An 11,748-nucleotide genomic window follows, 5' to 3' on the forward strand; every position below is an offset into this window, starting at 1 on the left:
CCCGCTTCGCCGGGCTGATCAGGGGCGTCCCGCCATACCCATCCAGGGGGTCAAAGTTCGACGCCGATCCAGGGTCAATGTTCAACGCTGTTTGACAGCAATGCGCCTCAGACTCTCAACGAGCGAGAACACGAGCAGCCTGCTTTGTCGTGTCGACAGCGTATGAGACCTCGTCGATCGATGCCGAGATCGCCAGCACGTTCTGTAAAATGGCTCGAACTGCTTCGGCTGCCTCCTGCATGCTGAGTGATATCTCACGTGTCACCACGCTCTGCTCCTCAACCGCAGCGGCCGTGCTGACAACGTAGTCCCGCATGGTCTCGACCGATCCCTGGATCGTTCCGAGCGTACCAGTGACCTGCTCCGAAGCTGCTTGTACGCTATCGATCTCACTGGAAATTTGGCTCGTGGCACGGGCTGCCTGGACGGCGAGGTTCTTGACCTCCTGCGCGACCACAGCGAAGCCGCGTCCTGCTTCGCCAGCCCTAGCCGCCTCAATGGTCGCGTTCAGGGCCAGCAGGTTGATCTGGCTGGCGATAGTCTGGATCAGGGCCACGATGCCGCTCATCGCCGTCGCAGCTGCTGTGAGCTTCTGGGTAACCGCACCCGCTACCTCTACCTGCGCATGCGCATCGTCCGTTGCGGCGCGTGCCTTGCTCATGCTGTGTGAGATTTCATCGACAGAGGCCGCCAGTTCTTCGGAGGCGGCAGCCATGGTTTGTACGTTGCTGGCTGTACGTCCGGCAGCCTGAGTGGCAGACCTCGACTCCTGCGAGGAGAGCGAAACAGCACCGTCGATCTCAGCAAAATTCTGTTCGATCAGGCGCTCGAGGTCAGCCAACAAGGCGACTTGCGCCGTAATATCGGTCGAGAACTTCACGACCTTGTAGGGACGCCCACTCGCATCAAAAATGGGATTATAGGAAGCTTCAATCCAGACCTCGCGGCCATCCTTGCCGATGCGCTTGAATTGCCCCTTCTGGTACTCACCCTGGCGCAGGTTGGCCCAGAACGCAGCGTAAGCGGGACTGTCGGCGAACGCTGGATCGACGAACATCCTGTGACGCTGACCGACAATCTCGGGCAGCGTGTAGCCCACGACCGACAGAAAGTTCTCATTGGCCTCAATGATGGTTCCGTCTAGATCGAAGGCGATGACGGCCTGAGCCTTCTGGATGGCCTCGATCTGCCCTTCGCGATCCGCATCGAGCCGCTTCTGCCGTGTAATGTCGGCAGCGAATTTAATGATCTTGTAGGGCTTGCCACGACGATCAAAAATCGGGTTGTAGGACGCCTCGATCCAGACCTCGCGGCCATCCTTGCCGATGCGCTTGAATTGCCCGGCCTGGAACTCGCCAGCTCGAAGCTTCTCCCAAAACTCTTTGTAGGCGCGACTGTCCCTCACGGCCGGCTCGACAAAGTCTCGGTGCTGCTGCCCAACGACCTCCTCTGCGCTAAGACCAAGCACGGAAAGGAAGTTCTCATTGACGCGAACGACAGTTCCATTGAGATCGAATTCGATCACTCCCTGGGACCGCTCGAGCGCAGCGAGCTTAGCGCTATCTTCCGCCGTCGAATGATGATTGCGACTGAAGAGCATTGAAAAAACTTTCGAAAGCTATCGCGCGATGTCGGCCCGTAGTGCCCACAAACTACGCTCCAGCCCTAGCTGAATACTTGAACAACAGGTGGTCACCATCATGCCGCATTCGTTAACAATAAGTTCAACTTCGCCCAAAATTCAACTGACATGAGAACTTTCTGTACTACGTGCGGACTGGGCCTACGATTAGGAGCCCATGATGGCTCACCGCATGAGGTGCAAAATGTCCGCATCAACTGCCGTTCGGCATTCGTCTCGCTGGATGCAATCAGCCTTCTTGCTGGGCGCCCTGAACCTGCTTTCAGTGATCGGCATTTGCGCAGTCGCGGCGTTCCTCCTCTGGGAGATGCGCCTCGATGCAACGCGGCGCACCGAGATCAGCTCGCGCAGCGTGGTGCAGGTTCTGAGCCGTGACATCGCGCGCAATATCGAGATGTACGATCTTTCCCTGCGAGCGGTCGTCGATGGCATGAAACGATCCGAGGTGATGCAGGCGCTCCCCGAGTTGCGACAAATGATCCTGTTTGACCGAGCGACCTCAGCGGCAGGTTTCGCCAATCTTTTGGTCTTGGACCGGGATGGCGATGTCATTGCCAACTCTCAAACGCTCGGGCCCGTCTCCTTCAATGCGTCAGATCGGGAGTACTTTCGCTACTTCGCTAACCGAGCGGATGACGGGTTGCATATCAGCACGCCCATCGTCTCCCGCCTCAGCGGTCGACCCGTTCTCATCATGAGCCGCCGGTTGTCGAACTCAGACGGCATATTCGCAGGGGTCGTGGTTGGCGGCATTGAGCTCGACTACATCCGCAACCTCTTCGCCACGGCTGACGCAGACCATCTTGGGACCGTCACCCTGTATGGGCCCAAAGGAACGATCGTCATGCGTGACCCCTTTGATCTAGATCGACTCGGGATCAGCGTGGCACAAACGCCGAGCTACCAGAGGATGTTAGCCGCCAAAAGCGGCAGTTTCATTGGCCCAGCAATGTTAGGGGAGGGTGACCGTCATTTCGTGTTCGCTCAGATTGGCGACTACCCACTTCAATTGAGCACGTCCGTTACCCCGGCTCAGGTCTACTCTGACTGGCTGGGGAAGGCATTGGGGCTTGGCGGCGTCGTCGTCAGCCTCTGTGGCACGACGGTGGTCTTAATTTGGATGTTCGGTCGCGAGTTGAGCCGCAGGAAGCGGTCCGAGCAGGTTACCGCTACTCTGAACGTCGAGCTGGAGCAAATGGCGACCACAGATGCTCTGACGGGGCTCGCCAATCGGCGACGCTTCGACGAGGTGCTCGCACGGGAGTGGAGGCGCTCTGTTCGCACTCAACAGCCGCTGTCCCTGATTTTGCTGGATGCGGATCACTTCAAGGGCTTCAACGACACCTATGGACACCAGAAGGGTGATGCAGCGCTGAAGCTGATCGCTCGGTCGATCGAGGCTGCGACCGATCCGGCTCACGACATCGCCTGCCGCATCGGCGGTGAGGAGTTTGCGGTGATCCTGCCCGAAACGGATGCTGCCGGAGCGGAGATCGTCGCGGATCGCATCCGCGAAGCTGTATCAGGGTGGAAAGAGCCACACGCGGCAAACCCGCATGGCGTTCTGACCGTCAGCGGGGGCTTGGCTCAGATCCCGCAAGTACGCGCTGCGGATACGGCTGCTCTCATCGCAATTGCCGATCGCGCACTCTACCAGGCCAAGGCCCGTGGCCGAAACCAGATACGGGTCGCAGGTGAGCGCGAAGCTGGCCTACGAACCGTTGCCGGCACCCAGAACACCGCTCTCAGGTCTTAACCCTCCTGGGCAACGTGGATGCGCCCCCTTGGTCCGTCACCTCATCCGCCCTGCGACGCACTTCTCCGCCATGTAACCTGTCAATCGGCCCCAGCTCTCAAAAGTGATCCGCTTCCGTAGGGTAGGGCGCGCTGTGAGGTCTGCCGGCGTCCGCATGGCCAGAAGGTCTATCACCTCGGTGACGGACGCTGGTAGGACGCGGAGGTTGGAACCTGGCGGGACGGGGCAGGGCGGATCATCTGCTGAGCGGTAGGCGACGACGATGTGCTCGGCACGGTCCGTACGACGCGGGTGGTCCTGACGGCTGCCCACCGCGACCATGACACAGCGAACAACGCCGGCTCGAACCTCGCGGCCTTTTGCCAGCGCTGTCACATGATCCACGACCGGCCAGAGCATCAGCGGAGACGCTGGCGGACCCTGTTCCGTAGGAAGGCCATGGGCGACCTGTTCCGCGGGCCGTATCGCTAGATTGGACCGAGGCCGCCTTTCGGTGACCTCGGTCCATAGCTTCACACCACGAAAATGTCGTGGTAGCTGAGATCGGCCTTGTTGGTCAGGACGGCGAACCGTACGGCGTGGCCTGTCCCGCTACCGTCCGCGTCGTAGGACAGCACACCGGTATCGTGATCGTAGAGGATGCGATCGCTGGCATCGAGTTTGGCATGAGGCGCATCGAGGTTCTTGAAGGCGCCGGCACTGAGGCCCCCCGGGTTCAGAGCGGCGAAGATGGCGTGATCCAAGTGGATCACATCCTCCCCAACAGTGAAATCCGTGATGCGGTCGACATTTTCCCGACTAAGGGCGGTGGAAAAAACAAACGTATCGGACCCTTCCAGCCCCCTCAACGCATCGGCACCAAGGCCGCCGTCGAGCGAGTTGCTGCCGCCGTTGCCGCGGAGAATGTTGGAGACGTCATTGCCCGTTAGGCCGAGCCCCGCCGTCCCGGTAGCGATACCGAGCTTCAGAACCTCAATGGTCTGGCCGTCTGCAAGCGCATAGTTCGAGAAGGCTACCACCGTGTCCCAGCCTGTCCCGGACTCGAAGACCTGATCGTTCTGGCTATGGACGAGATAGGTGTCGTTGCCCGCATTGCCGTAAAGCTTGTCGTGCCCACCACCACCGTTCAAAATGTCGTTTCCAACACCGCCCCGTAGGGTCTGATTGAGTTCATTGCCCGTCAGTCTCAGTCCTACGTTCGGGGTTAAATCGACAGCGACCAGAACCTCGATCGAATCGCTGTCTCGAAGCTTGTAGTCTGCATAAGCGAAGACTGTATCGTTACCCTCTCCAGCTCGTTCGATGGCCCTGTCGCGTGTGTTGTCGACAATGTAGATATCGTCGCCTTGGTGACCTCTCATCAGGTCGGCGCCCGTGCCGCCATTGATCGTGTCGCTGCTGATGCCGCCGTGAAGGACGTTGGCGGCGTCGTTGCCCATGATCGTATTCTTGCCGCTCCCTCCGAACGCTTTCTCGATTACCGTTCCCTGGGCAATAGCAATGTTGTTGGTATAGCCACCGGCACTGCTGAAGGCACCAGGTCGGAGATCGATGACCGCATCCTCCGTGAACCCGGATAGATCGAGGGTGTTGTTGAGCCCCTGGTTGTAGATGGTTACGATTGGCTGTTTGTTGACGGAGAAATCGTAGATGTCCGCCAGCGTTCCGGTGATGGTGCTGTTGAAACCATAGGTCTGTCCACCCGTGAAGGGCGTATTTTTGCTTAATGCAACTCCGTAAAGCTGCTGTATTGCAAGGATATCGAGCTGCATCAGGCTCTGAGGGGCTACTCTTTGCTCTCCGTCGGCATAACCCCAATTGGTTCCCTTGACAGGATAATCAGATTTGAATGCCGCATCTCCTGTCACCCACGAAAGGTATGACATGACTGTCCACATTCTATCATCATAGGTACTGAATTGATTGGATCCGTAATCCGCCGATCCATGCCCAGCATTGTAGTTTCCGGCATGTCCAAGGCCGAGAGAATGTCCGATCTCATGGACGATTGCACTGAAACCGTAACCGGCGGATTGGGTCAGGGAGCCTGAAAGATCGAACCCGGGGACACTTGTGTCCATCGAGATGACGACCTGCTTCTGAATTTGCCCGATGACACTACCGCTGCCAAGCGTGCTGGTCAGTAATGGTGAGGTTGTATCGGCCTTACCATCGTGACCACGCTGGATGAGGATGTTGGCGGAGCTGCTTGTACCCACTTCTGTGAACTGGACGTTGGCGACGCCGGACCAAGTGGCGAAGGCACGCAGCACCGTCGCTTGTTCCGTCTCAGAGAAGCCGGACGCAGGGTCGAAGGCGTAGGTCACGGCTGCACCGGTCCCGGCTCTTTGCGCTCCGAACTTGTGAGCTGTGGCGCCATGCAGGCCGGCGAAGCTATCGCCGTCGATCGTGCCATCGGGAAACAGGCCATTCAGGAAGGATACCTGCTGGGCCATCGTTGGGCTGGCGGTGGCGGCATCGTAGGCTTCGAAGCCGATCAGGCCACGGTCGGCATCGTAGACGTAGCGGTGATCCCGAAAGAAGTTCGCCCCAGTGTTCATGAATGAAGAGGGGCCGTGCGTGGCCAGACTTTCATGGACCGTTGGCGGCGTTTCGGCCCCATTATCGCCGGTCGTGAAACCGTAGGTCATCGGGTCCCCATGGGCGCCAGGCACCGACACGGAAACGGTGCGGCCATCGGGGAGGAAGCGTCCGTCGCTGGCCAGGCCCGGATAGTGGACGAAGGCCTTCGGTGTGCCGGTGTCGAACAGGAAGCTGACGTCGTCGTGCACCGTCCCGTCGATGGTGACGCTTCCCGTCGGATTCAGCCAGTCCTGGGGACTGCCCCTGGACGGCGTAGATGCGGCTGCGTCAAGCTGCTGCACTGTCCAGTCCGACCCCTGATCGGGAATCGTCCAGCCGAGATGCATGCCCTCGCTGTCGATCATGTAGCTATGGGCCATCTCCCCGCTCTTCATGTCGGCGAGGTTTAGGACGGCATTGTTCGCCGAGGTAAGTGTGGTCCCCACGACATGGGTGGCATAGGTCGTGTTGAACCCGATACCGAGCATGTGAGCCGAACCGCCGTCGGTCTGCACGAGGGCCGTGACCGTCGTCGTTGGCACGCTGCCATCCGGCAGGGTCGCATCGGGAAAGGCGAGGATCAGCGGAACCCAGCGGCCGGATTCGACGGTACCGTCGCTGCTGTATTCCAGGCTACCCTTTTGGTACTGAGGATATTTCGTCCAGTCGATCGTCCCAACCGCGGCCTCGACGAGGGCTTGTGGAAGCACGGTCGCCCAGGATCCGGTATCCACCTGGAAGATGCCGGTGGCGGGCGGCACCTGGACTCCCGTCGTGTGGGTCGCATCGGGAGTCGAGTGTATCGCGGGTTGGGTCTGGCTCAGCGCGGTGGGGACAGGCTTCCCGTCCGCCCCGGCGATGCCAACCACGGAAACATGGGCGAACATGCCGCTCTGGAGGCCGGCGGTGTCCAAGGGGCGGTAAACTTGGTTCCCGTTCGATGTGTAAAGGGGAATGAGGGCCTGAGAGTTCTGAACGTCCGCCGCCATCGTATTGACCCGTCACTTGCCCGCGTGACGAACTGGACCCGTCCCTATCCCAGAGTCGATCGGGAGCATGGTGACAGTTCGAAATAATGGGCGTGAGGCTTTGATCTATTTTGTAAACAAAATCGTACAGTGAGTAATGATTGTGGCGGATGCGACACTATGCTCCCTTCTAAAACCTCACCCCATACGCCCCGCAGCCCGCTCCTCGGCCACATAGCCAATGTACCATTCGAGGTGCCCGGCCACCTCCTGGTCCAGGCGGTCAGCTGAAGCCTTCAGGGCCTCGGCCGTCGCGTTCACGGTGCCATAGGGCTCGCAGACCTCGCCGAGGTAGAGGTTGATCTCCTCGTTCAGCTGCTCCTCCGACATGTTGTCGAAGCGGTTGGCTTTCCTCGCCTTTTCCAGCTTGCGGAGGCGGAGATCGATCACTTTCGAGGTCATGGCTGGGTCATCTCCTCCAGGCGGGCAAGGCGCTCGTGCAGATCCGTCGCCTCGATGGCGCGGACGTGAGCATCGACGGATTTCGAGATGTCTGCGGCCTCGGATGGGGTGAGCTCGCCGGCGGCGACGGCCTGCAATAGGGCGTGGGTGGCCCTGGGGAGGTCAGCAGTGGTCTCGATCACAGGGAGGTCGAACTGCACCGGGCGGTCCTTCCTTGCCGGCATGAGGCGATCCAGGCACATCCGGAGCGCCTGCGTGTCGCCGTCGGTGGCGAGCTCGATGGCTTTGCGGACGATGCTCTCGGCATCTCCTTCAAGGATGGCCTTCAGGGCCAGCGTGGAGCGATTGCGGCTGCCTTTCGGGCGGCCGGCAGGGTTGCCGCTCTTACCCTTCTCGAACCTACTCTTTCGCTCGGTCATAGTTCCATAACTCTACTACGGATCTAACGGTGGCAATGAGTTAGCCGGTTTGTCCACTGTTCTGTTTATATCAGAAAATGAGCAGGAAGGCGCGGCCCTGATGGGCCGCTGTTGCGAGCCCTCAGCGATGGTCTGAAGGGCTAGGGCCTCGGCTATAGAAGGGCGATGGAGGACGGCCGTTGCCGGCGCATTGCAGCCCCAATGGCAACGGCGCTCCCAAGGGTGAGCGGAACGGGGCCTATCGGCACGGGCGCTTCACCGCTGAGGAGGTCGCATTCCGCCGGGACTGCCGGGCCGTGCTGGATCGGTCGCGGGCGCTGCTGGCGGATCTTGCGGGGTGAGAGTTCTTGTGTGGCCGTAGCGGTCGAATTGAAAGCAGGACCGAGCTCTTACCAAGCCGCTGGTAGCGTCAGGAAGCGCCAGGAACCGCTGTTCCAAGGGCGACGGTGCGAAGGAAGCTCAACACCTTCGATCGGTCCTGCTCGTCCTTGAGCATGGCCCAAAGCCGCAGAAGCTCGACCGTCTGGTTTCGATCAAGCGATGACGGATCTGAGAAAGCTTCGACCGGGCAATCGAGCGCCGCAGCGATCCGCTTCAATAGCGATTCCGGTCCATCTGGCTCGTACTCAGCCGCATCCCGCTTACCCATAGATAACTCCATTGCGCGCAACCGAATTACCGCATCCTGTGGAGACCCGTCAAACTGCAACCAGAAATGAACACCTGCGTTTGATCCGTATTGATTACTTAAGTTACTCTGCGAGTATCCATCTGGTTTGGATAGGGGGCCGAGCAGGAATGGAAGACGACGAGCGTTTCAATGCCATGGCCGAGGCTTGCTTGACCGCACATGAGGCTGTCATCGAGGCTGGCACCCCTGCGATGATTGCCCTGACACGTGCTCTCTTGTGGCAGGTAGGCCAGGAACTCTCTCAACGAGAGGAGCGGCGCAAAGAGGCTCTTCGCTACGGTGATGCTAAATTACAACTCAATGATCCGCAACTACCTACGTCCGGGTAGCCGCTGACCCCCGAGTGAGCGCTACCGGATCAGCCACGTACCTGTGTAGGCCAGAGCCGCCAGATAGACGGCTTTGCCATCCTCATCCGTCACCAGCACCGTGATTGCTTGGCGTTCGCCATCCTTAGGCACTTCATCGGCCGCGACAGCAGGGAGCAACTTCTTGGCCTCAAGTACGGCACCTTGCAGACTGGCGCAGTGAATCCCCTCTTCGTCACGCTCGTTGCGACCGTCGTTGATGTCGAAATAGTAGCGAGGCAAAGGGCTCTCCACGCGTTGAAGGCGGGAGCACACAGGGTCTCTCAATCGCGGAAGGCCGGAGGGTATGGCCGCGATGACCCCACCTAAGACAATGCAGTGAGAAACGCACTAACTTAAGTTGTTATGTTATATTTCATCAGTTCTAGATTTGAGTGTGTTACAATTACACATGTGAACGATGCAAATGCTTACCTAATGCACGTAGCTATCGCTGATGGCTGGCGTCCGGAGTGCTACCGTTTCCATTTGGGCGACAAGAAAATGTTGGAGCCAACAACCCAGGTGAGTGCGGCCATTTAGGAAGGGCCTCATAACAGGGGCATTCAAACCAACGCCGCAACTCTCAGGGATGAAGCGTAAAGCCTTCGCTTCTTCTCCGTTATGGTAAGACTGTGTCGAATACTAGCAGCCGAACAGCGATCAAGATCATCCCGCCAGCACGGGAGCAAGTCAGCGAGGCGATTAAGTTGGCTCGTGGGATACGGGCAGAGGTGGAGCGGAGCCGTGACCTAATGAGCGAAGCCAAGGAAATCCTTCGCAAGATCCCGCTCTACCGGACGAACCTCGATTAGCTCCAGGCGGTAGAGCTTGAGGTCCGCAGCCTCCTAATCGACGGGCGGGAAATGCTCGATGAAGCGCAGACCGTCCCAAAGCTCGACGGCGTGGCCGTCCACCATCGCCTTTGCGCGTTCGATGGCTTCGTCATCATCCTGGACAGAGATGGGAACCATGCCAATGACGCTTCCTGTCTTCGCCAGCAGGATCACGCGATAGGCGGGTGGCCTTGGCTCACCGAGCTTATCGGTTCGGGATTGAGGCGCTTCAGGCACGACTTCGCTCCCTTGTGTCGACGGGAGCGCTTCTGTCTCTCGGTCGTCAGCGTGCCGATTGGATGCTGGCGATGGCCACCGGTACAGCTTAACCACGGGGGTAGATAGGGTTGCCTAATGGCCTCAAGGGCGTGGCCATTGCACTCAGCTTGGCGGGATGAGTGGATAGCCCCTTAGATTGACGGGAAACGCCCGATCACACGCACGCCGTCCCAAAGGTCCACGGCGTGGTCGTCCACCATCCACTTTGCCTTGCGCCTCGCTTCGCGATCATCAAGGGCGAACAGCATGAGTGTGAGCGATACCGTTCCGTCTGGGCGCACGAAATCCGCCCAGTAGGTCACGCAATCACTCTCAACGGGCGTAGCCACACGACTTTGCTCCAAGGACCGAGGCTTTACGTTTCCGAGCTCGAATTGTTGCAGCGCCAGATGGCCGCCTCTGTGGTCACATTTGGCTAGGGAAGGCCGAGAGTTGCTTCGGACTCAATGCGGCTCATACCGATGGCGCGGCGGGCGCCAGAAGACGCCGCTCCTCGATCAATCTGCTGAGCGCAATCTCAACGATCACGATGACCCGGATCGCCTCGATGGTGCAGTCCCCGCGAGCAACGAGGTCCTGCAGACGGTCAATCCAATGGACGAGCCGCACCGTGGTCATCTCGATAAAGCGGTTCAGGAGGTCGAGCGTCTGCAGTTCGGGCTCGTCCATGTCCTGTTCGTCCATCAGCCTTACCTTGGATAGGTCGCTTCTATTTTCTGCGGGCTTTCAGCGGCTCTGGCTTTCGACCGTCTGGGAGGATCTTGTCGAGGTGGTCGTGGACCATCTGGGCGCTGAAAGGCTTGTTCAGAAACACCGCGCCTTCCGGAAGATCATCCGGCCCAGGCTTCACCCCGCCTGACGCCACCACAATCGAGATGTCAGGCCACCGCCTTGCGGTCGTTTGCGCCAGTTCAAAGCCGTCCGGCCCACCGGGCATCTCGACATCGGTGAACAGGAGGACGATCGACCCCGCGTATTGATTGAGCAGCTTGATTGCCACAACGCCGTTCTCGGCGGACAAAGCGTGGAAGCCGGCGTCCTCTAAGATCGTTTCTGCGTCCATTCGGATGAGGAAATCGTCATCTGCGACCAGGGCATACGGGGCATCCGATGGGTTCACCATGCCCATCAAGCCGGCGCAGGACCAAAAGTTCACATTGGTGATTTCGGTTCGCTACCTCACCAATCACCCGGAGTTAAAGCAGCCAATCCGCTGCACGAGTGCGAGCAAGGGGGGCGGGGCGCTCGCCGCGTCACGCTCCGGTGGTGGGCTTCTGCAGGACTAGGTGCTTCAACCCCTCAGCCAGTCCATGAAGGGCAGTGTCTCGCGCATGAAAGATCATTCAGGTGAATGCGCTGCTTACCGATACAACCTATCATCATAGGGTGCTCGATATATGCGCCTTCGCTCTCCTGTTCTTCATGGTGGGCTTGATTTTGGTGCTGGCATTCGTTGGCTAATTACAGCCCGATCGGGTTTCGATCTTGATCGCCTGTGCGAATGGCTAGCGGCTTTTCGAAGGGAGTAGGAATGTGCGATACTGCGCAAATGACACCGGTTAGCATCTGCATCCGCGCGATCGACACCGCCTCTGAAATCACCGATTCTACTTTGGTCGAGAAAGTAGAGGCTGCGATCGATGCGCTAGAGGCGTCATGCTCCACACCTAGTGGTTGAGCCCTGACGGTTGAGTCCGCGTAGGGTTTTGGTTTGTGGCCCATCCTGCGAGTCTGGCGGGATGCGCAGTGGCATCTCTTTCACGCT

12 protein-coding genes and 1 pseudogene are annotated in these 11,748 nt (G+C 59.2%); 3 read left to right on the plus strand and 10 right to left on the minus strand.

The genetic code is table 11. The features are described 5' to 3' along the window. Positions 1–115: 115 nt before the first annotated feature. A complete protein-coding gene (locus ASF32_RS16715) occupies positions 116–1,600 on the minus strand; it encodes a PAS domain-containing methyl-accepting chemotaxis protein (protein ID WP_056430772.1) in 1,485 nt (494 codons plus the stop codon). A 280-nt stretch (positions 1,601–1,880) separates the two neighbouring features. Here ASF32_RS16715 and ASF32_RS16720 point away from each other — a divergent pair, with 280 nt between their 5' ends. Continuing rightward, positions 1,881–3,398, plus strand: a complete 1,518-nt coding sequence (locus ASF32_RS16720; protein ID WP_162239917.1) for a sensor domain-containing diguanylate cyclase — start codon at positions 1,881–1,883, stop codon at positions 3,396–3,398. Between the two features lie 103 nt (positions 3,399–3,501). Next, positions 3,502–3,869: pseudogene (locus ASF32_RS26630) on the plus strand (hypothetical protein). A 41-nt stretch (positions 3,870–3,910) separates the two neighbouring features. On the opposite strand, the gene ASF32_RS16730 reads toward ASF32_RS26630, so the two are convergent. From ASF32_RS16730 to ASF32_RS16745, 4 genes are all read right to left on the minus strand, one after another. Next, positions 3,911–6,895: a M10 family metallopeptidase C-terminal domain-containing protein gene (locus ASF32_RS16730; RefSeq protein ID WP_056430780.1), complete on the minus strand. Its 2,985-nt coding sequence runs from the start codon at positions 6,893–6,895 to the stop codon at positions 3,911–3,913. Between the two features lie 252 nt (positions 6,896–7,147). After that, the gene (locus tag ASF32_RS16735; RefSeq protein WP_056430783.1) at positions 7,148–7,411 is read right to left on the minus strand and encodes a hypothetical protein; all 264 of its coding nucleotides are present in this window, start codon (positions 7,409–7,411) and stop codon (positions 7,148–7,150) included. Further along, entirely contained in the window at positions 7,408–7,830 is a 423-nt protein-coding gene (locus ASF32_RS16740) for a DUF5681 domain-containing protein (protein ID WP_056430786.1), read from the minus strand. Before ASF32_RS16740 ends, ASF32_RS16735 begins: the two co-directional genes overlap by 4 nt. 409 nt (positions 7,831–8,239) lie before the next feature. Then, positions 8,240–8,479: a hypothetical protein gene (locus ASF32_RS16745; RefSeq protein ID WP_156467856.1), complete on the minus strand. Its 240-nt coding sequence runs from the start codon at positions 8,477–8,479 to the stop codon at positions 8,240–8,242. Between the two features lie 149 nt (positions 8,480–8,628). Between ASF32_RS16745 and ASF32_RS16750 the strand changes: the two genes are divergently transcribed. Then, on the plus strand, positions 8,629–8,850 hold the full coding sequence (locus ASF32_RS16750) for a hypothetical protein (RefSeq protein WP_056430794.1): 222 nt from the start codon (positions 8,629–8,631) through the stop codon (positions 8,848–8,850). Positions 8,851–8,871: 21 nt separating this feature from the next. On the opposite strand, the gene ASF32_RS16755 is transcribed toward ASF32_RS16750, so the two are convergent. The 5 genes from ASF32_RS16755 to ASF32_RS16765 form a co-directional block, all read right to left on the minus strand. After that, the gene (locus tag ASF32_RS16755; protein ID WP_056430797.1) at positions 8,872–9,111 is read right to left on the minus strand and encodes a hypothetical protein; all 240 of its coding nucleotides are present in this window, start codon (positions 9,109–9,111) and stop codon (positions 8,872–8,874) included. 605 nt (positions 9,112–9,716) lie between these two features. After that, positions 9,717–9,842 carry a hypothetical protein gene (locus ASF32_RS26905; protein ID WP_280136566.1) on the minus strand — a complete coding sequence of 42 codons (126 nt, stop codon included), beginning with the start codon at positions 9,840–9,842 and terminating at the stop codon, positions 9,717–9,719. A gap of 272 nt (positions 9,843–10,114) precedes the next feature. Beyond that, complete coding sequence (locus ASF32_RS25490) at positions 10,115–10,285, minus strand: hypothetical protein (protein WP_156467857.1); 171 nt, start codon at positions 10,283–10,285, stop codon at positions 10,115–10,117. Positions 10,286–10,436: 151 nt separating this feature from the next. Further along, complete coding sequence (locus ASF32_RS16760; protein WP_056430799.1) at positions 10,437–10,667, minus strand: hypothetical protein; 231 nt, start codon at positions 10,665–10,667, stop codon at positions 10,437–10,439. A gap of 25 nt (positions 10,668–10,692) precedes the next feature. Further along, entirely contained in the window at positions 10,693–11,112 is a 420-nt protein-coding gene (locus ASF32_RS16765) for a response regulator (RefSeq protein WP_348271429.1), read from the minus strand. Between the last annotated feature and the right edge of the window lie 636 nt (positions 11,113–11,748).

Origin of the sequence: Methylobacterium sp. Leaf91 (genome assembly GCF_001422815.1) — a bacterium.
In the GTDB taxonomy this organism is placed as follows: Bacteria; Pseudomonadota; Alphaproteobacteria; order Rhizobiales; family Beijerinckiaceae; genus Methylobacterium.